The 23,015-nt window shown below is 68.2% G+C and carries 26 protein-coding genes; 13 read left to right on the forward strand and 13 right to left on the reverse strand.

What is annotated here, in order from left to right; all coding sequences use genetic code 11:
- Positions 1 to 29: 29 nt before the first annotated feature.
- From ACU0DV_RS01800 to ACU0DV_RS01810, 3 genes are all read right to left on the reverse strand, one after another.
- A complete protein-coding gene (locus ACU0DV_RS01800) occupies positions 30 to 554 on the reverse strand; it encodes a Twin-arginine translocation pathway signal (protein ID WP_446242045.1) in 525 nt (174 codons plus the stop codon).
- A 36-nt stretch (positions 555 to 590) separates the two neighbouring features.
- Positions 591 to 986: a VOC family protein gene (locus tag ACU0DV_RS01805; RefSeq protein ID WP_100927355.1), complete on the reverse strand. Its 396-nt coding sequence runs from the start codon at positions 984 to 986 to the stop codon at positions 591 to 593.
- A gap of 107 nt (positions 987 to 1,093) precedes the next feature.
- Complete coding sequence (locus tag ACU0DV_RS01810) at positions 1,094 to 1,399, reverse strand: ribbon-helix-helix domain-containing protein (RefSeq protein ID WP_100927354.1); 306 nt, start codon at positions 1,397 to 1,399, stop codon at positions 1,094 to 1,096.
- A 286-nt stretch (positions 1,400 to 1,685) separates the two neighbouring features.
- Here ACU0DV_RS01810 and atpD point away from each other — a divergent pair, with 286 nt between their 5' ends.
- Genes atpD through ACU0DV_RS01855 form a run of 9 tightly spaced genes read left to right on the forward strand, consistent with a single transcriptional unit; the run spans position 1,686 to position 8,192 of the window.
- Positions 1,686 to 3,110 (forward strand): F0F1 ATP synthase subunit beta, encoded by a 1,425-nt coding sequence (gene atpD, locus ACU0DV_RS01815; RefSeq protein WP_446242044.1) that lies wholly within the window; start codon positions 1,686 to 1,688, stop codon positions 3,108 to 3,110.
- The gene (locus ACU0DV_RS01820; protein WP_446242043.1) at positions 3,107 to 3,580 is read left to right on the forward strand and encodes a F0F1 ATP synthase subunit epsilon; all 474 of its coding nucleotides are present in this window, start codon (positions 3,107 to 3,109) and stop codon (positions 3,578 to 3,580) included. The genes atpD and ACU0DV_RS01820 overlap by 4 nt, the downstream gene beginning before the upstream one ends.
- Positions 3,570 to 3,854 (forward strand): AtpZ/AtpI family protein, encoded by a 285-nt coding sequence (locus ACU0DV_RS01825; protein ID WP_446242042.1) that lies wholly within the window; start codon positions 3,570 to 3,572, stop codon positions 3,852 to 3,854. The genes ACU0DV_RS01820 and ACU0DV_RS01825 overlap by 11 nt, the downstream gene beginning before the upstream one ends.
- Entirely contained in the window at positions 3,851 to 4,138 is a 288-nt protein-coding gene (locus ACU0DV_RS01830; RefSeq protein WP_283982736.1) for an N-ATPase subunit AtpR, read from the forward strand. The genes ACU0DV_RS01825 and ACU0DV_RS01830 overlap by 4 nt, the downstream gene beginning before the upstream one ends.
- A complete protein-coding gene (locus tag ACU0DV_RS01835; RefSeq protein WP_446242041.1) occupies positions 4,135 to 4,836 on the forward strand; it encodes a F0F1 ATP synthase subunit A in 702 nt (233 codons plus the stop codon). The genes ACU0DV_RS01830 and ACU0DV_RS01835 overlap by 4 nt, the downstream gene beginning before the upstream one ends.
- Complete coding sequence (locus ACU0DV_RS01840; RefSeq protein WP_100927348.1) at positions 4,833 to 5,081, forward strand: F0F1 ATP synthase subunit C; 249 nt, start codon at positions 4,833 to 4,835, stop codon at positions 5,079 to 5,081. Before ACU0DV_RS01835 ends, ACU0DV_RS01840 begins: the two co-directional genes overlap by 4 nt.
- A gap of 12 nt (positions 5,082 to 5,093) precedes the next feature.
- Positions 5,094 to 5,834, forward strand: coding sequence for a F0F1 ATP synthase subunit delta (locus ACU0DV_RS01845; RefSeq protein ID WP_446242040.1), 741 nt, complete (start codon positions 5,094 to 5,096; stop codon positions 5,832 to 5,834).
- Positions 5,821 to 7,350, forward strand: a complete 1,530-nt coding sequence (locus ACU0DV_RS01850; protein ID WP_446242039.1) for a F0F1 ATP synthase subunit alpha — start codon at positions 5,821 to 5,823, stop codon at positions 7,348 to 7,350. Before ACU0DV_RS01845 ends, ACU0DV_RS01850 begins: the two co-directional genes overlap by 14 nt.
- Positions 7,347 to 8,192, forward strand: coding sequence for a F0F1 ATP synthase subunit gamma (locus tag ACU0DV_RS01855; RefSeq protein WP_446242038.1), 846 nt, complete (start codon positions 7,347 to 7,349; stop codon positions 8,190 to 8,192). Before ACU0DV_RS01850 ends, ACU0DV_RS01855 begins: the two co-directional genes overlap by 4 nt.
- Before the next feature lie 79 nt (positions 8,193 to 8,271).
- Here the strand turns inward: ACU0DV_RS01855 and ACU0DV_RS01860 are convergent, their stop codons facing one another.
- From ACU0DV_RS01860 to ACU0DV_RS01900, 9 genes are all read right to left on the reverse strand, one after another.
- The gene (locus tag ACU0DV_RS01860) at positions 8,272 to 9,636 is read right to left on the reverse strand and encodes an amidase family protein (protein ID WP_446242037.1); all 1,365 of its coding nucleotides are present in this window, start codon (positions 9,634 to 9,636) and stop codon (positions 8,272 to 8,274) included.
- Between the two features lie 178 nt (positions 9,637 to 9,814).
- A complete protein-coding gene (locus tag ACU0DV_RS01865; protein ID WP_446242141.1) occupies positions 9,815 to 10,069 on the reverse strand; it encodes a hypothetical protein in 255 nt (84 codons plus the stop codon).
- Positions 10,070 to 10,330: 261 nt separating this feature from the next.
- Entirely contained in the window at positions 10,331 to 11,320 is a 990-nt protein-coding gene (locus ACU0DV_RS01870; RefSeq protein WP_446242036.1) for an N-carbamoyl-D-amino-acid hydrolase, read from the reverse strand.
- Positions 11,317 to 12,552 carry a Zn-dependent hydrolase gene (locus ACU0DV_RS01875; RefSeq protein WP_446242035.1) on the reverse strand — a complete coding sequence of 412 codons (1,236 nt, stop codon included), beginning with the start codon at positions 12,550 to 12,552 and terminating at the stop codon, positions 11,317 to 11,319. Before ACU0DV_RS01875 ends, ACU0DV_RS01870 begins: the two co-directional genes overlap by 4 nt.
- Positions 12,549 to 13,775, reverse strand: coding sequence for a diaminopropionate ammonia-lyase (locus tag ACU0DV_RS01880; protein WP_446242034.1), 1,227 nt, complete (start codon positions 13,773 to 13,775; stop codon positions 12,549 to 12,551). The genes ACU0DV_RS01875 and ACU0DV_RS01880 overlap by 4 nt, the downstream gene beginning before the upstream one ends.
- Positions 13,772 to 14,557 (reverse strand): ABC transporter permease, encoded by a 786-nt coding sequence (locus tag ACU0DV_RS01885; protein WP_446242033.1) that lies wholly within the window; start codon positions 14,555 to 14,557, stop codon positions 13,772 to 13,774. Before ACU0DV_RS01885 ends, ACU0DV_RS01880 begins: the two co-directional genes overlap by 4 nt.
- On the reverse strand, positions 14,554 to 15,405 hold the full coding sequence (locus ACU0DV_RS01890; protein WP_370313812.1) for an ABC transporter permease: 852 nt from the start codon (positions 15,403 to 15,405) through the stop codon (positions 14,554 to 14,556). Before ACU0DV_RS01890 ends, ACU0DV_RS01885 begins: the two co-directional genes overlap by 4 nt.
- Positions 15,402 to 16,433 carry an ABC transporter ATP-binding protein gene (locus ACU0DV_RS01895; protein WP_446242032.1) on the reverse strand — a complete coding sequence of 344 codons (1,032 nt, stop codon included), beginning with the start codon at positions 16,431 to 16,433 and terminating at the stop codon, positions 15,402 to 15,404. The genes ACU0DV_RS01890 and ACU0DV_RS01895 overlap by 4 nt, the downstream gene beginning before the upstream one ends.
- Positions 16,433 to 17,500 (reverse strand): extracellular solute-binding protein, encoded by a 1,068-nt coding sequence (locus ACU0DV_RS01900; RefSeq protein WP_100927337.1) that lies wholly within the window; start codon positions 17,498 to 17,500, stop codon positions 16,433 to 16,435. Before ACU0DV_RS01900 ends, ACU0DV_RS01895 begins: the two co-directional genes overlap by 1 nt.
- Before the next feature lie 306 nt (positions 17,501 to 17,806).
- Between ACU0DV_RS01900 and ACU0DV_RS01905 the strand changes: the two genes are divergently transcribed.
- The gene (locus ACU0DV_RS01905) at positions 17,807 to 18,673 is read left to right on the forward strand and encodes a MurR/RpiR family transcriptional regulator (protein WP_446242031.1); all 867 of its coding nucleotides are present in this window, start codon (positions 17,807 to 17,809) and stop codon (positions 18,671 to 18,673) included.
- Positions 18,674 to 18,753: 80 nt separating this feature from the next.
- Here ACU0DV_RS01905 and ACU0DV_RS01910 read toward each other — a convergent pair whose 3' ends face one another.
- The gene (locus tag ACU0DV_RS01910) at positions 18,754 to 19,686 is read right to left on the reverse strand and encodes a LysR family transcriptional regulator (protein ID WP_446242030.1); all 933 of its coding nucleotides are present in this window, start codon (positions 19,684 to 19,686) and stop codon (positions 18,754 to 18,756) included.
- A 273-nt stretch (positions 19,687 to 19,959) separates the two neighbouring features.
- On the opposite strand from ACU0DV_RS01910, the gene ACU0DV_RS01915 reads away from it, so the two are divergent.
- From ACU0DV_RS01915 to ACU0DV_RS01925, 3 genes are all read left to right on the forward strand, one after another.
- On the forward strand, positions 19,960 to 20,931 hold the full coding sequence (locus ACU0DV_RS01915) for a tripartite tricarboxylate transporter substrate binding protein (RefSeq protein ID WP_446242029.1): 972 nt from the start codon (positions 19,960 to 19,962) through the stop codon (positions 20,929 to 20,931).
- An 88-nt stretch (positions 20,932 to 21,019) separates the two neighbouring features.
- Entirely contained in the window at positions 21,020 to 21,493 is a 474-nt protein-coding gene (locus tag ACU0DV_RS01920; protein WP_370313808.1) for a tripartite tricarboxylate transporter TctB family protein, read from the forward strand.
- A gap of 7 nt (positions 21,494 to 21,500) precedes the next feature.
- Positions 21,501 to 23,012, forward strand: coding sequence for a tripartite tricarboxylate transporter permease (locus tag ACU0DV_RS01925; protein WP_283982753.1), 1,512 nt, complete (start codon positions 21,501 to 21,503; stop codon positions 23,010 to 23,012).
- Positions 23,013 to 23,015 lie beyond the last annotated feature (3 nt).

Genomic DNA, 23,015 nt, shown 5'->3' on the forward strand with positions numbered 1-23,015 from the left:
GAGAGGCGGGGCGGGAGGATGGCCGCCGATTACAACCAGTTGATGTCGTCGAAGCCGCGGTCGATGTAGCCACCCTGCGAGTAGCTCTCCCCCTCGTAGCCAAAGATCGGCCAGACCGATTTCTGGTTGTAGAGCCCGGTCACGAGCCCACCCCGGACCTGCTGGAAGAACGCGCTCTCCTCCATGCCGCGCAGGATATCCACGCGGTCGCGTTCCCAGCCGGTGTCGATGTAGGACGCAAAGCCCTTGCCCCGGGCGGCCGCATCCAGCGCCGCGATGCCCGCCGTGATCGCCACCGCGGTTTCCGGCGTGTCATAGCCCTTCACCGCCTCGACGTAGTTGGCGTCGGGGATGCGGTCGTGCGGGTAGATGTCGCGCGCCATCTGCACCAGCGTCGCGAAGACCTGGGAGTCGAGATGCGTGGTCTCGTAGGCCCAGGCCGCGTCCGGCGCGGCGATGAAGCCCGCCCCCGCGACAAAGGCGGCACCGGCGGCGCTGGCGCGGGACAGCAACTGCCGGCGTGTGAGCCCCCTGGGGCTGCTGTTGGTGTTCATGTGGTCTCCTCCCTTGAAAAAATCTGGGTCAGTGCGTCACTTGAAGCGCCCCGAGCGTTCGAGCACTTCGATCTGGTAGCCGTCGGGATCGGCGACAAAGAAGAAGCGGCCGACCAGTTCACCGGCGGGCGCGAATTCGACAAGCTTGCGGGGGGCGAGGCCCTCGGCCTCGAAACGGGCATGTTCGGCATCGAGATCGTCGACCGACACGGCGAGGTGGCCGTAGCCGTCGCCGAGGTCGTAGGGCTCTGTCCGGCCCTTGTTGACGGTGAGTTCGACCTCGAAGCCGGTTTCGTCGTTGCTCAGGTAGACGAGCGTGAACTCCGGGAAATCCAGCCGGTCGGCGATTTCCAGCCCGAAGGCCTTGCGGTAGAACGTGACGGAGCGGTCCTCGTCGAGGACGCGGATCATGCTGTGGATGGCTTTGGCCAACGGGGCCTCCTGAATCGGTTCGAATTATTGACCAATTCAGGATGAAGGATATTCGGCGCGTGCGGGTAGTAGGGACGTACTACATGCACGTTTTGTGATCTGACCGCCTATTCGGCCGCCATCGGTGTGGTTCTGTCGTGGTGGGCGGTCTTGCCCGACTGGCCCACGAAGACGAGGCATGCAGTGCGCAGAAGCGACGTGAAATTGACGGGTTCGCCCCGGGTTTCAAGCACTTCCGAGTGCAGACGCGAGACGAAGGCCGGTGTCGACATGTCGTCGGCCTCGGCGATCTGGTCGAGAATGTCCCAGAAGGCATTTTCAAGCCGGATGCTGGTGCTTTGCCCGTTCAGCCGCAAACGCCGCGTCGTCGAGGTGTATCGCGCAGGATCCTGGCCGGCAAAAACTTGGCACATCGTGCTCTCCTTTCATCGGTGTCCGACAGGATAGAGAAGGAGGCCCGCGACCGTCCATAATGAAAAAGTATCGGAGAGGTATGATCTGCGTCATCGGGTGTCTGCGGATCGGGGCCGAATGGCCCCGGGGGGACAGAGGACCGCTTGTCACCCGCTGGCCCCGAAAGCCGGAGTTGCGGGCAGCGATGCCGGAAATGCGGCGCCATTTGATCTGGATCGTGTGACGGTTCGACCGGCCCGCTATGATTGCTGCAGTTGCACATCGGTTCAGGGGGCCCTTCTTCGCATGGCGGTACATCCGGATCACGGTCGCATCCTCGCCATCCGCGGGGCGCTTCTGGACATCGTCTTCCGGGCGGAGGACCTGCCGGCGATCCATGACGCGGTCGAGGTAGACGGCACGGAGGGCGAGGCCTTTGTCGCCGAGGTCCAGTCGCATCTGGATGCCACGACCGTGCGCGCCATCGCGCTGAAGCCCACCAACGGGTTGCGGCGCGGCATGGCCGTGCGGCGCACCGGCGGCCCGGTCCGGGTGCCGGTGGGGGAGGCCGTGCTCGGTCGGCTTCTGGATGTCACCGGGGTGGCGCGGGACCGGGGCGCGCCGTTGCCCGAAGACATGCCCCGTCGGCCGATCCACAACGCGCCGCCGCCGCTGTCGGAGCAGGCGGGCCGTCACGACGTGTTCCGTACCGGGATCAAGGTTGTGGACCTGCTGGCCCCGCTGTCGCGCGGCGGCAAGGCGGCGATGTTCGGCGGTGCCGGTGTCGGCAAGACGGTCCTCGTCATGGAGCTGATCCAGGCCATGGTCGCGCATTACGAGGGGATCTCGGTCTTCTGCGGCGTGGGGGAGCGGTCGCGCGAGGGCCACGAGATGCTGTCGGACATGACCCGCGCGGGCGTGCTTGGCCGGACGGTGCTGGTCTATGGCCAGATGAACGAACCGCCGGGCGCGCGCTGGCGGGTGCCGCTGGCCGCCATGGCCATTGCCGAGCACTTCCGGGACGATCGGCACCGCAACGTGCTTCTGCTGATGGACAACGTGTTCCGTTTCGTCCAGGCGGGGGCGGAGGTGTCGGGCGTGCTGGGCCGCATGTCCAGCCGCGTCGGCTACCAGCCCACATTGGCGACCGAGGTGGCCGAGTTGCAGGAGCGGATCGCGGCACGCGGGTCGGCGTCGGTCACGGCCATCCAGGCGGTCTACGTGCCGGCGGACGACTTCACCGATCCTGCCGTCACCACCATCGCGTCGCATGTGGACAGCACGGTGGTGCTGAGCCGGGCGATGGCGGCGGAGGGCATGTACCCGGCGGTTGATCCCATCGCGTCGACCTCTGTCCTGCTCGACCCGCTGGTGCTGGGCGAAGACCATGTCGCCACGGCCAACCGGGTCCGCCGCACCATCGAGCATTACCGGGAACTGCAGGACGTGATCTCGCTGCTGGGGGTGGAGGAACTGGGGCGGGAGGACCGCGATGCGGTGGCCAGGGCGCGGCGCCTGCAACGGTTCCTGACGCAGCCCTTCACGGTGACGGAGGCCTTCACCGGCATCGAGGGGCGGTCGGTCGACATCGGCGACACAATCGCCGGGTGCAAGGCGATCCTCGCCGGTGAGGCGGACGACTGGGACGAAGGGTCGCTCTACATGGTGGGCACCTTCGAGGAGGCCCGCGCCAAGGAGGAGGCCGGGCGCGGGGCCCGGGCGGTCGCATGAGGGGGGCGCTGCACCTGACGATCACCACGCCGATGGCGGTGCTGGTCGATGCGGCGGACGTGCGGTCCGTCCGGGCGGAGGACGAGAGCGGCCATTTCGGCATCCTGCCCGGGCATTCGGACTACCTGACGGCCTTGCCGGCCTCCGTCGTGCGCTGGCGCGACGGGGCGGGGCGGAAGGGCTACTGCGCGCTGCGGGCCGGGGTGTTGACGGTGACCGGCGGTGCGGACGTGGCGATTGCCTGCCGCGAGGGGGTTCTGGGCGACGACCTCGACGATCTGATTGCCCGGGTGGCGCGGCTGCGCCGCGAGGAGGAGGACGCAGGGCGCGGCGCGCGCGTCGAACAGACCCGGCTGCATTCGCGCGCCGTGCGGCAGATCATGCGCTACCTGCGGCCCGACCGGCCCGGCGCCTTCGACCATCCGCCCCAGGTGGGCCCCGATGACGGAGGGCGTGCCGATGGCGCCTGACCCCTCCATCCCCGACCGCACGGCAGAGGCCGCCCGCCGCTCCGCGGACCGCGAGAAGCTGGCCCGGGACGTGCCGGAACCGTCCTTCGGCAGGCGCATGGGCCAGATCGGCATCCTCGGATGGGCCATTCTCATGCCGATCCTGCTGGGCATCCTGCTGGGCCGGGCGGCGGACCGGCATTTCGAGACCGGCATCTTCTTCACCGCCCCCGCGATCCTGATCGGTGCCGCGATAGGGTTCTATTCCGCCTGGACATGGATGCATCGCCAATGACCGACCTGATCGCCGCCAACCCCGTGCCGGTCGCCATCACGGCCTTCCTGGCCGGGCTGGTGCTTGGCCTGATCCATTTCGCGACGCTGCGAAGGGTCACGGCGTTGTACCTCTCGGCGGACAACGCGCTGCGGGCGCTGACGCTGCAACTCGTGAGGCTCGCGGTGCTGGCGGGCGGGCTCGTGGCGCTTGCGCTGGCGGGGGCGCTGCCGCTTCTGGCGGGCAGTCTCGGGCTTTTTGCGGGGCGCACCATCGTCCTGCGCCGCACAAGGGGGGCGCCGTGATGGAGAACCCGCTCGACCTCGACATCCTGTTCCACCTGGGACCCGTGGGCATCAGCGCCCCGGTGGTGGTGACATGGGGGATCATGGCGGCGCTTGGCCTCTTTGCCTTCCTCGCCACCCGCAATCTCCGTTTGCGGCCCGGCCGGACACAGACCGTGCTGGAGCTTTTCGTGGGCGTCGTGGACGATCAGGTCGGCGACACGATGCGCCGCGACCCGGCGCCGTTCCGCGCGCTGATCGGGACGCTCTTCCTGTTCGTGCTGACCGCCAACTGGTCCGCGCTGATCCCGGAGGTGGAGCCGCCGACCGCACATCTCGAAACGGACGCGGCGCTGGCGGTCGTGGTGCTGGTCGCGACGGTCGTGTTCGGCATCCGCGGGCGCGGCGTGAAGGGCTATCTCGCCACCTTCGCCGAACCCTCGTGGGTGATGATCCCGCTGAACATCGTCGAGCAGATCACGCGCACCTTCTCGCTTGTCGTCCGACTGTTCGGCAACGTGATGAGCGGCGTCTTCGTGGTCGGCATCGTGCTGTCGCTAGCCGGGCTGATCGTGCCGATCCCGCTCATGGCGCTCGACCTGCTGACCGGGGCCGTGCAGGCCTACATCTTCGCGGTTCTCGCAACCGTCTTCATCGGGGCCGCGGTCGGTGAGGACCGCCCCGAACCCCGCCTCAACCCGAAGGACATTCCGCAATGACAGGCAATCTCGTCGAAATCGTCTCGATCCTCGCGGCGGCGCTCGCCGTGAGTTTCGGCGCCATCGGTCCGGCGCTGGCCGAGGGGCGCGCCGTCGCCGCCGCCATGGACGCCATCGCCCGCCAGCCCGAAGCGGCAGGCACGCTCAGCCGGACGCTCTTTGTCGGGCTGGCGATGATCGAGACGATGGCGATCTACACGCTGGTCGTCGCGCTGCTTCTGCTCTTTGCCAACCCCTTCGTCTGATCGGACAGCACCTTGGATTTCGACTGGTGGACCTTCGGCCTGCAGACGGTGAACGCGCTCGTCCTGGTCTGGCTTCTGGCGCGCTTCCTGTTCCGCCCGGTCAGCCGGATCATCGCCGAGCGGCAGGCGGCGGCGCATGCCGTGCTGGACGAGGCCGAGGCGACGCGCGCGGCGGCAGAGGCGGCGCTGGCGGAGGCTGAGGCCCGGAAGGACGCGGTGGCACGGGATCGCGCGGACCTGATCGCTGCAGCGGAGGCGGAGGCCGCGACCCGCAAGCGGCAGATGCTGGACGATGCCCGGGCCGAGGCCGAGAGGACGCAGGCCGAAGCCCGCGCCGACCTCGCCCGGCTGCACAAGGCGGAGGCGCACCGCTGGCGGGCGGAGGCGGCGGCATTGGCGGTGGACATGACCGAACGGCTGCTTGATCGCCTGCCCGATGGCGCGCGGGCGGCGGCCTTCGCCGACGGTCTGGCCGAGGCGGTGAGGACGCTGCCAGATGCGGCGCAGGCGCGGATCGGGACGGACGGTCCGGTGGTGCTGCGCGCGGCGCGCGACCTTGCGACGGGGGAGCAGGCAGAGGTGGCGGAGCGTCTGGCAGCAGTGCTGGGCCACCCTGTGAACGTGCGGGTGGAGACGGACGAGAGCCTGATCGCCGGGCTGGAGTTGCACACGCCGCACGCCGTTGTCCGCAATACGCTCCGCGCCGATCTGGACGGGATGGCGGAGAGGATCGCAGCCGATGACCACGCCTGACGCACCGTCCTACTGGCTGGCCCGCAGCCGTGCCGCCTTGGATCGCGCGCGCCTAGCGCCGGAGGCGCTGGCGGTCGGGCGGGTCGAGCGCATCGCCGACGGCATCGCGCAGGTGTCGGGCCTGCCGGACGCGGCGATAGGGGCGCTCCTGCAGTTCGAGGGCGGCGAGCTGGGCTTTGCCCACAGCCTCGGGCCGGAGGAGATCGACGTGGTGATCTGCGACGACGGCAGTCGCATAGGGGCAGGGCAGCGGGTGACGGACACCGGCGGCGTGCTCGAGGTGCCGGTGGGCGATGCGCTTCTGGGGCGGGTTGTCGATCCGCTGGGCCGGCCGCTCGACGGTGGCGACGATCCGGAGGCGGAGATGCGGCTCCCGGTAGAACGGCCGGCCCCCGCCATCATCGACCGCGCGGAGGTGACGGAACCGCTGGAGACGGGCGTCCTGGTGGTGGACAGCCTCTTCTCTCTGGGGCGGGGGCAGCGGGAGCTGATCGTCGGCGACCGCGCCACCGGCAAGACGTCCCTCGCCGTGGATGCGATCGTCAACCAGAAGGACAGCGACGTGATCTGCGTCTATGTCGCCGTGGGCCAGCCGGCCGCCGCGGTCCAGCGGGTGATCGAGGCGGTGCGCAGCCATGGCGCGCCGGAGCGCTGCATTTTCGTCGTCGGCGGAGCCTCTGCCAGCCCGGGCCTGCAGTGGATCGCGCCCTTCGCGGGCATGACCATGGCCGAGCATTTCCGCGACGCGGGCCGGCATGCGCTGATCGTGATCGACGACCTGACGCGCCATGCGGCGACCCACCGCGAACTTGCGCTCCTCACCCATGAGCCGCCGGGGCGGGAGGCCTATCCGGGCGACATCTTCTACCTGCACGCGCGGCTCCTTGAGCGGGCGGCGAAGCTGGCGCCGGAACGGGGGGGCGGGTCCCTCACCGCGCTGCCGATTGCCGAGACCGACGCGGGCAGCCTGTCGGCCTATATCCCGACCAACCTGATCTCGATCACCGACGGGCAGATCGTGCTCGACACCGCGCTGTTCGCGGCGAACCACCGGCCCGCGGTGGACGTGGGGCTGTCGGTGAGCCGGGTCGGCGGCAAGGCGCAATGGCCCGCCCTTCGGCAGGTTTCGGGCCGGGTGCGGCTGGACTACGCGCAGTTCCAGGAGCTGGAGATGTTCAGCCGTTTCGGCGGTGTAACCAACGACCGGGTGCGGCAGCAACTGGATCGCGGGCGGCGCATCCGGTCGCTGCTGACCCAGCCGAAGTTCGGGGGTCTCGGGATGGCGGTGCAGGTGGCGCTTCTTGCGGCCCACGCCGATGGCGCGCTGGACGGGATGCCGCCTGAGCGCATGGTCACGCTGCGGGCGCGTCTGCCGGGGTGGTTGCGCAGCCATGCGGCGAGCGCGATGGACAGCCTGCGCGACACCCGGCAGCTGGACGCGCAGACACGCGCGGCCCTGTCTGAGGCTGTGGTTGCATTGGTCCGCGACATGGACGGGAAGGTGGGCGCGTCATGACCGGGCGCCTCGCCGAACTGGAGGGCCGCATCGGTTCGGTCGAGAAGCTGGGGGCCGTCGTCGGTGCGATGCGCGGGATTGCCACCGCCCGGGTGCAGGAGGCGCGGGACCATGCCGCCGCCATCCGCGCCTATGCCGGGACCATCGGCGAGGCGATTGCCGAGGCGCTGGCGATGTTTCCGGTGCCGGAGGCCGACACGGCCCCTGGGCAGGACAAGCGCGGCGCCGTCATCCTCATCGCGGCAGAGCAGGGCTTTGTCGGGACCTACAACGAACAGGTCTTCGCAGCGGCGGACCCGCTGCTGACAGGCGCCAACGATCTGCTTCTCGTGGGTCACAGGGGCGCGATCCTCGCGGCGGAGGCGCACCGGCACGTGCGCTGGAGCGGCGAGATGATCGTGCATCCGGCGCAGGCGGTGGCGCTGGTCACGCGGATGACCGACGCGCTCTTTGCCATGCTGGCGGAGGCGTCCGTGGCACAGGTCCGGGTGGTCCACGCCGCCCCGGTCAGCGCCGGCGGTCTCGAAGTCGTGACGAAGCGGCTGGTGCCCTTCGACTATGCGCGCTTTGCCCATGGGGCCCGGTCCGGTGAGCCGCGGATCACGCTCCCGCCGGACAGGCTGCTGGCGTCCCTGACCGAGGAATACATCGTCGCCGAACTCATCGAGTCGGTCGTGCTTGCCTTTGCCGCCGAGAACATCGCCCGGATGCGTGCGATGGTGGCCGCACACGAGAACGTGGCCGACAAGCTGGACAGCCTGGTCGCCACGTCACGGCGGCTGCGGCAGGACGAGATCACGGAGGAGATCGCCGAACTGGCCGCTGGCCGGGCGAGGACGTGACCGGGCGCCTGTCTGCTTCGCATCGTGCCGCGAGACAAAGCCGGTTCTGCCAAGGCCAATCAATGACCCTGCGTGGTCTTCAGCCGGTGTCGAGCCCTCGAAGCCCCTCTGAAATCCTTGCCGCAACAGCCAGCAGTCTTCGGTCCTCTCCCGGCAGCCCGTCGAGTTCGAATGCCACCGGAACGCCGTGAACCTTGCGTGACATCGGCATCGTCACCCCGGGTGCGCCGAAGAATGTCGCCGGTTCGGTGTTCCGCAAGGTCTTCCAGACGGAGACCTGCTGACCATCGATGATGACGTCCTTTTCCTGACCCAAGGGCGTCGCTGCAATCGGTGTCGTGGGAAAGACGATGGCGTCCAGTCCGTTGTGCCTGAGGTGTTCGACGTACCTTTTCCGGTATTCGGGGAGGGCGGCGGAGATCACGTGCCTGTATCTTTCGCCCAGGTCGGCGTCATCGGCGCCTAGCATCGCCTCTTCGAACTCCTCCCGCACGTATGAGCCTGCAACGCCGGAGATCAATGAACGGAAGTCGACAGGCGCGCCCGACGCCTTCAGGTAGTCCTCCAGCGATCTCGGCAGCTCCCACGCGCGGATCGGACCGGCCATTTCCTTCAGCCAATGCGGGACGTAGGGCATCGCCGCATCGACGATCTCGACACCGCCGGAAACCAGCTGTGCAAGGGTTTCTTCGAATGCTGCCGCGACACCGCTTTCCAGATCGGACAGGAAATAGCCACCGGGCAGGCCGAGCCTGACGTCCTCAAGCGGGATGTCGGGAACCTCCTCTTCATCGGCCAGGACGGCATCCAGCAGCAAAAGATCTTCGGCCGAGCGGGCAAACAGGCCGGGAACGTCGCGCGTCGGAAACACCGGCATGACCCCGTCGCTGCCGTAACGGCCGGTTGAGGGGCGAAAGCCGAACACGCCGCAGCACGACGCCGGAATGCGGACCGAACCTGCCGTGTCCGTACCGACGGAGGCCGGGACGATTCCTGCCGCCACGGCCACAGCCGATCCGCTGCTGCTGCCCCCGGCAGAGCGGGACCGGTCGTGCGGGTTCAGCGCCGGGCCGGTGTGGTCGTTGTTGCCCGTGATGCCGAACGCCAGTTCGTACATGTTGGTCTTGCCGAAGACGATGGCGCCGGCCGACTGCAGGGATCGTACGACGGATGCGGTGCGGCCGACGACATGGTCCTTCAGGGCCGGTGTCGCCGCGGTCGTGGCCATGCCTGCGATGTCGATGCAGTCCTTTATGGCCACGGGTATGCCATGCAAGGCGCCCAAGTCACCACCGGCCCGTTGAAGCCTGTCCGCTTCACGCGCGGCGCGGCGAACCTCCTCCGCGTCGAACAGGGTGAAGGCATTGAGGCCGGCGTGTTCCTCGGCGTGCAGGATCAGCGTCTCGACATACTCACGGCAGGACATCCGTCCGGAACGGATCATCCCCGCTGCTGCGACAAGCAATATCTGTGTCAGGTCCATGAGCTTCCGGCCCCACGTGCAACGACAGTCTATCACGCCTGGCTGGCTGTGTCGGCGGTCCGAGATGGCGGCGATCCGCGGGACCGGGGCGCATCTGCGACCTGCCGGGGTCCCGGTCAGGCGACCGGGCGGAACAGGGTCACGACTTCTCTTCGTCGGGCCCGCGCCGGAGTTCCAGATCCCTGTAGTTGTTGGGGTCGAATTCGTCGGGGTCGAAGGCTTCTTCGTCCTCGGGTATGCCGGTGATGTGGGTGGTGCCTGTCTCTTCGTTGTAGACAAGCCCGTAGTTGGCCCGGCCATCGGACTTGAAGCGCATGTATTCGTGAACCCCCGCGTAGATGAAGGCGAGGGCGAACGGCAACACGATGATTATAGCGATCACTTGAGCTTCGATGGCGCGCTCCTTTTCGGTCTGTTCGGAGCAGGCGGACATGACCGTCGTATGGGGCGTCTCCCGGGGCCTGACCGGCTCTGCTTCTGGCTCGACGTGCACAACAGGTGGCTCAAACCGGAGAATTGTCAATCTCGACAGGGGCGCGCGGCCCGGCCCGGACAAGGCGCCTTTCGCTGTCTCCGGTACATCGAACGGTGGCAAAATGGACGGGCGGGGCGGGTCTGGCGTCCCGCCGCACCCCGGCAGAGCCGCCCGGAATGGTCACTCCGAGGTCGCGGGTCCCGTGCCGGTGAAGTGGCTGTTGCGGGTGGTCTCGGCCCGCGTCCGGTCACGGTCGGCCGCGCCTTCGCAGATCGGTCCGTAGTCGCCCGGTTCGCGGTGCAGGGTGAAGTTGAACACGTTTTCCCGCAGCTCGCGACAGCGGTCGAGGTCGATCTCCGCCACCGCCACCTCGTCGCCCCGGCCTTGCGTGCGGGCGATGATCTCTCCGGTCGGCGCGATGATGCAGGAGCCGCCGATCAGCTCGCAGCCTTCCTCCAGCCCGGCCTTGGCGGTGCCGATCACCCACGCGCCGTTGGCATAGGCGCCGTGCTGCATCGACAGGTGGTTGTGGAAGTCCTGCAGATGATCGTGTTCGGGTGCCTGCGGATAGTGCTGCGGCGTGTTGTAGCCCAGCATGATGAGTTCCGCGCCACGCAGGCCGAGCACGCGGAATGTCTCGGGCCAGCGGCGGTCGTTGCACAGGCACATGCCCATGGTGCCGCCCATCGCCTCGAACACCGGAAACCCGAGATCGCCGTGTTCGAAGTACCGCTTTTCGAGGTGCTGGAAGGCGCGCCAGTCCTCGTAGTTGTAGTGGCCGGGCAGGTGAACCTTGCGGTACTTGCCCGCGATCTGTCCATCGGGCGTCACGAAGATCGAGGTGTTGAAGCGGCGTTCCCTTTCGCCGTCGAACAGCAGTTCGGCAAAGCCCAGGTAGAATCCGATGCCCATCTCCATCGCGGCCTCGAACAGCGGCATGGTTTCGGGGCTGGGCATCTCCGTCTCGTAGAACCTGTCGAGCTCCGGCTCTTCCAGCAGCCAGCGCGGGAAGAAGGTGGTCAGCGCCAGTTCCGGGAACACCACCAGACGCGCGCCGCGGGCATGCGCTTCCCGCATCAGGGCGATCATGCGGGCGACGGCAGAGGCGCGCGGTTCGTCCCGGGCGATGGGGCCAAGCTGGGCGGTGGCGGCGACGATCTTGCGGCTCATGCGCGGGGTCCTTTCGTTTGACCCGCCCGGGCGAGGGCGACGTGGGCCAGAAGCCGTGCGCCGCGTGCCAGGTCCTCGGGCGCGGTGTATTCCTCGATGTTGTGGCTGATGCCGTCGCGGGACGGGACGAAGATCATGGCAGAAGGGCAGACCGGCGCAAACATCTGCGCGTCATGTCCCGCGCCGGAGGGCATCCGGCGGTGGCTGTAGCCCAGCCTGCCGGCTTCGGTGGCGATCTCGTCCACCAGCGCCGGGTCGAAGGCGACGGGTTCGAAGCGGGCCAGCGCGCGGCGGGTCAGGGTGCAGCCCTCGTTCTGCGCCGCGGCCTCGGCGAAGGCGAAGAGCCGCGCCTCGGCCTCGGCCAGGCGGTCCTCGTCGGTGTTGCGCATGTCGACGTTCAGCGTGGCGCGTTCGGGCACCACGTTGACGAGGTCCGGGGAGAACGACAGACGGCCCACGGTGGCCACCTGCGGCGGGCCGAAGTCGGTCGCGATGGCGCGCGCCTCCATGGCGATGGCGGCGGCCACGTGGCCCGCATCCCGGCGCATGGGCATCGGGGTCGTGCCCGCGTGCGCCGAGCGGCCCTTTACGGTGAATTCGGTCCACGAGATGCCCTGCACGCCGGTCACTACACCGATCTGCAGCCCTTCGGCTTCCAGCACCGGGCCTTGTTCGATGTGCAGTTCGAGGTAGGCCGCCGGGGACAGCGCGCCGACCGGGGCGTCGCCGCGGGCACCGATGGCGGTCAGTGCGTCGCCGACGGTCACACCGTCGATGCCACGGCTGGCCAGCATCGCGTCGAGCGGCAACGCCCCCGTCGCCACGCCTGAGCCCATCATGTCGGGGGCAAAGCGGGCGCCTTCCTCGTTGGTGAAGAAGGCGACGGCCAGCGGGTGATCGGTCTCGATGCCCGCCTCGATGGCGCTTTGGATCACTTCGAGCCCCGCCAGCACGCCGAGCGTGCCGTCATACAGCCCGCCGGTGGCGACGGTGTCGATGTGCGATCCCATGACCACGGGCGGCAGGTCGCGCAGGCCGGGACGGATGGCCCAGGTGTTGCCGATCACGTCGGTCGTCACCTCGAGCCCCAGGTCGCGGAACCATGCGGTGACCAATGCGCGACCGGCGGCGTCCTCGGGCGAGAGCGCGAGCCGCTTGCACCCTCCGCCGGGGAGGGCGCCGACCTGTCCGAGGTGTTCGATGCGCGCGAGGAGCCGGTCGAGGTCGATCATGCGGCGCCCCGGACGGCATCGGCGGGGCGGCCCACCAGTTCGGTGTATAGCGCCGGGTCGGTGTCGCCCTCCGTGCCGAAGACCAGCACGCGCGCGGTTTCGTCCAGCCCCAACGCCGTTCGGGCCGGGGCATGGGCGGCGGCGGCCATGAGCGCGGACAGCCCGGCAACCGCGCTTTCCCCGGCGACGATGGCCGGATCGCCCGGGTGCGGATCGGCGAGGCGGCGCATCAGGGCCACGGCATCGTCGTCGGCGACGGACACGGCGGCGAAGGCCAGCGGCTTCAGCACGTCCCACGCCAGAAGGGAGATCTCGCCGCAGGCCAGCCCGGCCATGAGGGTGTCGAGGTCGCCGTGCACCGGGGTCGGTTCGCCGTGGCGCAGCGTTTCCAGCCAGCAGGCGGACTTTTCCGGATCGGCGAGGATCACCTTGGGCGCCTGCGTCCCGTACCGCCGCCGGAACTGCGCTGCGACCGCCGCCGCCACGCCGCCGACGCCGGTCTGGATGAAGACGTGTGTGGGCGGCCGGGGCAGCGCCTGGGCGGCCTCGGCAGCCATGAGTTCGTAGCCCTGCATCACGTCCTTGGGGATCTCGGTATAACCGGGGTAGGAGGTGTCGGAGACAACCGTCCAACCCTCTTCGCGGGCGGTGCGGTCGGCTTCGCGCACGCTGTCGTCGTAGTTGCCGGCGCAGCGCCGGACCTCTGCCCCGTAGCCCTCGATGGCCTGCTTGCGCCCGTCCGAGACGGTGGCGTGGATGAAGATCACGCAGTGACAGCCGAAGGTCTGCGCCCCCCACGCGACGGACCGGCCATGGTTGCCGTCGGTCGCGCAGCAGACGGTGATGCCGTTCACCACGTCGTCGTGCGTGCCGGCGAGGATCTCGGCCACCGTGGCTTCCACCCCCTTTTCCTCGGCGATGGTCCGCACCAGCAGGCGCAGTACGGCATAGGCCCCGCCGAGCGCCTTGAAACTGCCGAGGCCGAAGCGCGCGCTTTCGTCCTTGTAGTGGATCGCGGCGACACCGGCCTCGGCCGCCAGACCCGGCAATGCGTGGAGCGGCGTCGGCGCATAACCGGGCCAGGCGGAAATCGTGGCCCGCGCCGTGTCGAAGGCCGCGTCGTTCAGCACCGCCTGCTGCGTGGCGCCATAGTCTGCCGCTGCGTCGAAATGCGGGTTCAGGATCAGTTCGGCAGAGGTCCCGAAAGGCGTGTCGTATTTCATGAAAGTCCTCGGTTCGCGCGCCCGGAGCGGCGGCGGATCGACTCTGCCAGCACCACGAGCGCGATGTTGCCCAGCACGATCAGCACGGCGAGGGCGTTGAGACTGGGGGAAAGGTTGAAGCGGAAGTCGGAGGCCACCAGCACCGACAGCGGTTGTTCCCGGCCGCCCAGGAAGGCGGTGAGCACGTATTCCGCCGAGGACAGCACGAAGGCGATCACCCAGGAAGCCATCAGCCCGTTGCGCATCAACGGCAGGATCACGCGGCGAAAGCTTTCGAAACGGGAGGCGCCGAGGTCCTCGGCTGCCTCGACGAGGCGCAGGTCGATGCGGATCAGGACGGAGGCGATGATGATCGTGCAGAACGGCAGCACGATGACCGATTGTCCGGCGATCACCGTCCAGAGGCCGCGTTTGAGCCCGAGTTCCTTCAGCAGGATCAACTGGCTGACCGCGAGGATCAGCTTGGGCACGAGGAACGGCAGGAGGAGGATGACCAACATCAGACCGCGGAACCGCATCGGGTAGACCGTCAGCGCCAGTGCCGCGAGCGCCCCGAAGAGGGTGGCGAGGATGGCGACGGGGAAGGCGGTCTTCAGCGTCGTCAGGAAGCCTTGACCCAGGCGCCCGTCGTGCAGGATGGCGTCGTACCACTCCATCGTGAAGCCGCGCAGCGGCAGGGCCATGATGTCCGACGCGTTGAGCGAGAACATCAGGATAACCGCGATGGGCAGGTACATGAAGCCGAAGACCAGCAGGGTCCAGCTTTGGGCGGCTCGGGTCATGTGCGGCCCTCCACGAGGCTCGACCGGCGGATCGCAAGCGCCCCGGCGGCGAAGGCCATCATCAGGATCGCGAGCATGGTCCAGGCGATGGCCGACCCGAGCGGCCAGTCGAAGGCCGTTCCGAAGAGGTCGTTGATGGCCGAGATGATGGTGATGCCCGACGCGCCGCCCAGCAGTTGCGGCGTCAGGTAGTCGCCCGCCACCATGAGGAAGACCATCAGCCCGCCGGCGATCAGTCCGGGCAGGGTCAGCGGCAGCACCACGCGGCGGAACCTGCCCCGGGCCGGGGCGCCAAGGTCGGCGGCGGCTTCGAGCCAGGCGTCGTCCAGCGCCTCGAACGCCAGCCAGAGCCCGATGACCATGAAGGGCAGGTAGTTGTAGACGAGGGCGATATGGGTGGCGAGGGGACTGAACAGCAGGCTCTGCAGCGGTGTCTCGATGATGCCGAGCCACATCAGGCTGCGGTTGATGACGCCTTCGGCCCCGAGCAGAACGCGCCATGCGAAGATGCGGACAAGGTCCCCGGAGTAGAGCGGCACAAGGAGGAGCGTGAGCAGCGTCGACTTCGCCGCGCCCACCCGCTTGGCCAGGAACCACGCCACCGGGTAGGCGATCACGGCTGTGATGACGACCACAAGCGCGGCAGAGCCGAAGGCGCGGGCGATCAGGCTGCGATAGGTCGCGGACCCGGCGATCTTGGCGTAGTTGGCCAGGGTCGGTTCGCGCGAGATGGCGACGAAATCCACCTGGTAGAAGCTGTAGACGAAAAGGATCGCCAGCGGCGCGAGGCAGAGCGCCAGAAGGGCCGCCACCACGGGGCTCGCCAATATGGTGCCCAGCCGGGTCATGCGGCGATCCACGCGCGGGACGGATCGAAGGCCAGCGCCACGGTCGCGCCGGGATCGGGAGGGGTGCCCGCATGGGTCGCCTGCACGGTCAGGTTCCCCGCGCGACACTCGATCAGCCAGTCCGCGCCGCGGAAGACGCAGTGGGTGACGGTCGCGGGGATGCCCTCGTCCGCCAGCCCCACCTGCTCGGGGCGCAGGCAGAGCACCGCGCCGCCCTTGGCCTCTGCCGCCGCCGGGCAGGTGAAGGTGCCAAGGGGGGTGTCCAGCGTAGCAGTCTCGCCGGTCCGGGCGCGGACCTCTCCGGGCACGCAGGTGGCGCCACCGATGAAATCGGCGACCCAGGCGGTGCGCGGTCGGGCATAGATGTCCTGCGGGCGGCCCTGCTGCTCGATGCGGCCATCGCGCATGACGACGATGCTGTCGGAGAGGGCGAAGGCCTCCTCCTGGTCGTGGGTCACATGCAGGAAGGTCATTCCGAGCCGCCTTTGCAGATCCTTCAGCTCGATCTGCATGTCCTTGCGCATGCGCCGGTCGAGCGCGGAGAGCGGCTCGTCCAGCAGCAGCAGGCGCGGCCGGTTGACGATGGCGCGGGCCAGCGCCACGCGCTGCTGCTGCCCGCCGGAGAGTTGCGAGGGGCGGCGCTCGGCAAACCCTTCCATCTGCACGGTCTTCAGGACGTCATGGGCGCGGGTGGCGATCTCGGCCCGCGAGAGGCCCGCGTATGCCAGACCGAAGCCCGCGTTCTCCAGCACCGTGAGATGCGGGAAAAGCGCGTAGTTCTGGAAGACGGTGTTGATCGGGCGCTTTGCGGCAGGCACTTGGTCCAGCCGCTTGCCGTCAAGGCGCAGGGCGCCGGAGCTCACGTCCTCGAACCCGCCGATCATCCGCAGGATCGACGTCTTGCCGCAGCCGGAGGGTCCCAGAAGCGTCACGTAGCTGTTTTCGGCCAGGGTGAAATCCACCCCGGCCACGGCCGTCACGCGACCGTAGGTCTTTGTCAGCGCGGACGCTTCCAGGAGGGCCGGCATCAGCTTGCCTTGACCTCGTTCCAGAGCGCGACCCACTCGTTGTAGCGCGGCGGGTTCTTCTTCCAGACGAAGCTGTCCATCACCGACAGGTCGTCGACGAAGATCTTCGACTGCTCTTCCGGGCTCAGCATGTCGCGCGCGGCGCTGGTCGATTGCGCATAGGGGCCGCCCGTGGCCAGCATCTTGCCGTACTCGGGTCCGAGCAGGTAGTTCACCAGCGCGAAGGTGGCGTCCAGCCGCTCGCCCTCGACGCCCTTCGGCACGGCGATGGTGTCGCACCAGCCGATCACGCCGGCCTCGGGCTTTGCCATTCCCATGTCGATGCCCTGCGCGCGCAGGTCGTAGTAGGGCGGCACCCAGGAGAAGGCGCAGACCACTTCGCCGGTGGCAAACAGGTTGGTCAGGTCGCCAATGGAGTTCCAGTAGGTCCGGAGCTTGGACTTCTGGATCATCAGCACGCGCTTGATCTCGGCCAGTTGGGTGTCGTCCATGTCGAACATCTCGGACTCCGGGATGCCGAGGTACATGGCCGCGATCATGATGCCTTCGAGCGCATAGTCCCGCATGGCGAGCTTGCCGTCGTACTTGTCGCCTTCGAAGAACACCGACCAGTCGGGTTCCTCGTCCATCAGGTCGGCGCGGTAGACGATGGGGTTGATGCCCCAGTAGAACGGGATGCCGTAGGTCTCGCCATCGACCTTGCCCAGCGGGGTCTGCTTGAACGTGTCGTAGAGCAGGGCTGCGTTCGGCACCTTCTCGAAGTCGATCGGCTGGAGCAGGTCGGAGGCGGTGTAGAACTCCACCTTGTCGAGCCCGGGCGTGATGAGGTCGACCGACGAGGCGCCGCCGGCGCGCAGTTTGGCGAACTGTTCGTCGTCGGTGCCGATGAAGGTCTTGGTGAGCGTCACGTCATGGGCGGACAGGAAGGGCGCGAGGTACTCGTCCTTGGCCAGGTTCTCCCATGTCATCCAGAGGATGTCGGTGGCGGCAAAGGCTCGCGTGGCGGGGGCCAGGGCGCCAAGCGCGGTGCCGGCCAGTGCGGATTGAAGGAGGGTTCGGCGGTGCATGGTCTTCCTCTCTGTTGGATCTGTCGGGCGGGTCTTTGTCATTCTTGTTGTGCAGGGCCGTGCCGGCGGGTCGGTTCCTGCCGGGAAGGGCCATGTGCCGAGGGTGACATGAAAACTGATTTTCGTATAAGTTAAAATGGTGAAAAGATAATTGCGGCCGCGGATTGCCCGGAAATGCGGCAGATCGGGCGTGCCGGCGCCCGGGAAATGGTCGTTTTCGATATGGGGAGAGGGGTCGGCATGACGGGGCAGGTGGCGGTGAAAATGAGTTTGCATGTCGATGAAAAGGGGTAAATGTCATGGGACATGAACGCTGACGCCCCTTCCGATGCGCGTGGCTCCCTGCTGCGGCGAATCCACGAGACCTATGCCAGCCTGCCCGACCGCGAGACGCGCGTGGCGGACACGATCCTGAATGCGCCCTCCGAGATGCCGGTCTGGACCGCCTCGGAACTGGCCGGGCTGGCGGGGGTGTCCAACGCGACGGTCAGCCGCTTCGTGCAACGGCTCGGCTATCGCAGTTTCGAGGACGCGCGCCAGGACGCCCGCACCCTGCGCGAGACCGGCTCTCCGCTGTTCATGAAGGGCGACATGCAGATGGCGTCGAGCCACGCCGACCTGCTGCGCGCGGAGGCAGGCGTGATCGAGGCGACGCTGGCCCAGATCGACCCGCGCATGTTGGTCGAGATCGCCGGGGCGCTGGCGGAGGCGCGTCAGGTGCGCCTTATCGGGTTCCGGAACAGCCGTTTCCTCGCCGATTACCTGACCGCCCAGCTTGCGCAGTTGCGCGCCGATGTCGCGCCCCTTGCGCTGGAAGGGCAGACGCTGGCGGAGGGCATTGCCGGGGTCGGCCCGGGCGACGTGGTCGTGGTGATCGGCCTCCGCCGCCGCCCGGCGCGGTTCGGGCACCTCGTGCGGCTGCTGGCCGGGCGCGGCGCGCGGCTTGTCCTGGTGGCGGACAAGGGGCTTCGCGAAGCGCCCGCCTTTGCCACGTGGACGCTGACCTGCGCGGTGGAGACCGCCTTGCCGCTGGACAGCTACGTGGGGGTGATGACGGTTCTGCGCCTGCTGGCCGCCGATACCGCCGAAGCCCTGGGCGACGCCGCGCTGCACCACCTCAACGAGGTCGAGACCCTGCGCGACGCCCTGTCCGAACTGGAACAGGCGCGCTGAGAGCGCCCGGTCTGCCCGATCCGGTCGAGGACTGTGCAAGAGCGGGGTCGGGGCAGGGCCATGCCCGACCGCGCTGCCATCTAGGTTCTGGAAGACCCGGCGCGCCCGGTCGTCCGGCGCTGGCTGTCCCCGCGGGCGCGGGCGCGCAGGATGTCGCAGAACTCCAGCGCGACGGGCTCCAGCGGTTCCTTGCGGCGCGTGACGAGGCCGAAGCCCGACAGCCGGATCTCCGGCCGTATGTCCAGAACGGTGAACAACCCTGCCTTCACATGCGCCTGAACCACCGCCGCGGGCAGCAGGGCCACGGCCTCGGACTCCTGCACGAGGTTCAGGATCAGCAGGATCGACGAGCATTCGATGGTGTCCCGCGGACGCCGCAGGCCCGCCCGGTCGAAGGCCGCGTCGAGCACCTGGCGTGAGGGGTTGCTTTCCGGCTGCAGTGCCCAGGCGCAGTCCTGGAGGTCGTCGAGCCGCCGCGCGCCGCTGGCCAGCCTGTGACCGGAGCGCGCCACCACGACCAGCCGTTCCTCCGCCAGCGGTTCGAAGGAGAACACGGTCCTGTGCCGTTCTGCGCTGAACCGCCCGACGGCCAAGTCGAGCCGCCCGGCCTCCAGTGCCGACAGGATGCCGTCGCTGGTCTCTCCGTGCAGAGCCACGGAGAGCTGCGGGCGGCGGGCCTTGATCTCGGCCACGGCGCGGGCCACCAGATCGGGCGCCGCCCCGGTGATGGCGCCGATGGCCAGCGTCCCGTAACCGCCGGCGCGCCGCGCGGAGAATTCCTCGGAAAACCGTTGCAGCCGCGAAAGTTGCGCCCGCGCGTTGTCCACGGCGAACTGGCCCAGCGGCGTCAGGACCATGCCGCGCGGGCTGCGCTCGAACAGGGAGGCCTGAAAGATCTCCTCGACGTCCCGCAGCATCTTGGACGCGGTCGATTGCGTCATGTTGAGCGCGTCCGCCGCGCTGTGGGTCGTGCCGTGATCGGCAAGCGCCACGATCAGCGAAAGATGCCGCACCTTGAGGTTGGCGGTGATGTCCCTGTCCAGCCTGTGCCTCCCCGGACAAGCAATCGCTTTTCGCGATCGCAGAAGTGGATTGTTTCATTGGAACGTTATCACTGCGCTGGATAGCGTCAACGGTGGAGGAGACTACGGGGGGACCACGGACAGCATCGGCGCCATGCGGACATGTGCCGCGCGGGCGTGCCGATCCACTTCCGACCCCTCGCAGATTCGCGGCGCGGGCACGTTTGCCCCGCAGCCGGAAACAGGGAAAAGAGGAGGATTACCATGAACTTCATGAAAATCGCCGCCGCCGCGGCCGTGACACTTGCCGCCGTGACCGGCGCCGCCTGGGCAGAGTACCCCGAGCGGCCGATCCAGCTGATCGTGCCGTGGGGCGCGGGCGGCGGCACCGATGCCGTCGGCCGTCTGCTGGGCGCCGAGATCCAGAAGGAGCTGGGCGTGCCGGTCAACGTGGTGAACCGCACCGGCGGCTCGGGCGTGGTGGGCCACAGCGCCATCGCGAACGCCGAGCCCGACGGCTACACCATCGGCATCATGACCATCGAGATCGACATGATGCACTGGCAGGGCCTGACCGAGCTGACCTACGAGGACTTCGACATCCTCGCCATCGTCAACGCCGATCCGGGCGGCGTCATGGTTTCGGCCGACTCGGGCTTCGACAGCGTCGAGGCGCTGCTGGAGAGCATAAAGAGCGAGCCTGCGGGCACCTACAAGGCGTCCGGCACCGGGCAGGGCGGCATCTGGCACGTAGGCCTCGCCGGGTGGCTCCTGTCCGAGGGGCTGGCGCCCGACCACGTGACCTTCGTGCCCAGCCAGGGCGCCGCGCCCGGCCTGACCGACATGGTCGCGGGCGGCGTGGACATCGTGCCGTCGTCGCTGGCCGAGGGCCGTTCGATGATCGACGCGAACCGGGTCGTGGCACTGGCCACCATGTCGGCGGAACGGCAGAACGCCTTCCCCGACGTGCCGACGCTGGCGGAATCCACCGGGTCTGACTGGACGGTCGCCGTGTGGCGCTCCGTTGCCGCGCCGGACGGTCTGCCCGACGACGTGAAGACCAAGCTGATGGACGCCATCGAAACCGCCTACAACTCGGAAGAGTACCAGACCTTCATGAAGGACCGGGGCTTCGGCCTGCGGTGGGCGCGCGGCGACGAGGCCACGCAGATCGTCGCGGACGACGATGCCGCCTTCGGCGAGGTCATGAAGAAGGCCGGTCTGGCGGCCGAGTAAGGTCCGACCGACAGCGGGGGCCGGGGGATGATGGCATCACCTCCGGCCCTTTTCCCGTCTTCCGGGACCAATCAACGAGGACAGCAGAATGCGCGTCACCGATCTGACCCTTGGGCTGTTGACCCTGCTGGGGGGCATCGCGATCTACATCTCGGCCTGGAACTTCAAGGCAATCCCCGGACAGGCCTACGGCGCAGGCACCATGCCGCGCGCCATCGCGCTGGTGACGGTGCTGACCGGGCTCTTCCTGATCGTCAAGGCGGTCATGGCGGGCGAACGGCTGCCGGGCCTGCAACTGGCAGAATGGACGGGCAACACCGCCTCGCTGATCCGCATGGCCTGCGTCCTGCTGCTGATCCTCGCCTACATCCTGCTGTCGCCGGTGCTGGGGTTCCTGCCGACGGCGCTTGCGGTGATGGTGCTGGCGATGCTCGTTCTGGGCGTGCGCCTTGTGATCGCCGTGCCGGTCGCTCTGATCGCCGCGCTGGCGATCCAGCAGAGCTTCGGCAAGCTGCTGCTGGTGCCGCTGCCGCGCAGCCCCTTCCTGCCGTTCCTTTGGTGAGGCCGTCATGTCCGTAGTCGCCGAAGCCGCCGGTCTTGTCTTTCAGCCATACGTCCTGCTGGTCATCCTTGCCGCAGCCGCCTTCGGCATGTTCGTCGGCGCGATCCCGGGGCTCACGGCCACCATGGCCACGGCGCTCCTTGTGCCCGTCACCTTCTTCATGGAGCCGGTGCCCGCCATCGCCGCCATTGTCACGGCCACCGCCATGGCGATCTTTGCAGGCGACATTCCGGGCACCTTGCTCAGGATGCCCGGCACACCCGCCAGCGCCGCCTACGTGCAGGACGCCTACGCCCTGACCAAGCAGGGCAGGCCCGAGGCGGCGCTCGGTGCGTCGCTGGTCTTTTCCTCTCTGGGCGGCATCTTCGGGACGCTGGTGCTGATCACCGCCTCGCCGGTACTGGCCGAGGTGGCGCTGAAGTTCTCGTCCTTCGAGTACTTCTGGCTGGTCGTACTGGGCCTCTCCTGCGCGGTGTTCATCTCGCCGGGCTCTCCGGCGCGCGGGCTGATCTCGCTCTTTATCGGGCTCTTCGCCGCCACGGTGGGGCTGGAGAACCCGGCCGGCGAGCCGCGCTACACTTTCGGCAACGTCGAGCTGATGGGCGGCGTGCAGTTCATTCCCGCGATGATCGGCCTGTTCGCCGTATCGGAGGTCATCCGCGCCTTCATCCACCGTGGCAGCGACGAGAAGCCGCCCCCGACCGGCAACCGCGGGATCTTCCGCGAGCAATTCAAGAACATGCGCAAGTACCCGGTGCAGGCGCTGCGCGGCAGTGCGCTTGGCACCGCCATCGGTGCATTGCCCGGTGCAGGGGCCGACATCGCCGCATGGATCAGCTACGCGGTGTCCAAGAAGTTCTCCAAGACGCCCGAGAAGTTCGGCAAGGGCCACGTGGAGGGTCTGGTAGAGGCCGGATCGGCCAACAACGGCGCCATGTCCGGGGCGTGGATCCCGGCACTGGTGTTCGGTATTCCCGGCGACTCCATCACCGCCATCGTCATCGGCGTGCTCTACATCAAGGGCATCAACCCCGGCCCGATGGTCTTCATCACCCAGCCGCAGATGATCTACGCCGTGTTCATCGTCTTCCTCGTCGCCAACCTGTTGATGCTGCCGCTGGGCTGGCTGGCGATCAAGGGCGCGCGGCAGGTGTTGTCCATCCCGCAGCGTGTGCTGATGCCGATCATCCTGATGTTCTGCATGGTTGGGTCCTTCGCCATCAACAACTCCGTCTTCGGGATCTGGCTGATGTTCGTCTTCGGCATCATCGGTTTCCTGATGGAGGAGAACGACATCCCCATCGCGCCCGCGATCCTCGGGCTGGTGCTCGGACCGATGCTGGAGCAGAACTTCGTCACCTCGATGATCAAGTCCGACGGAAGCTTCCTTGCCTTCTTTGAACGGCCCATCTCTGCCGGGCTGGGGCTGTTCACCATCGCCGTCTGGATGCTGCCGCTCGTCTTGCTGCTGCTGCGCCGCAAGGGACCCGGGACGGCGGCCACCGACACATCCAACTGACCA

It is taken from the genome of Sagittula sp., assembly GCF_052825245.1.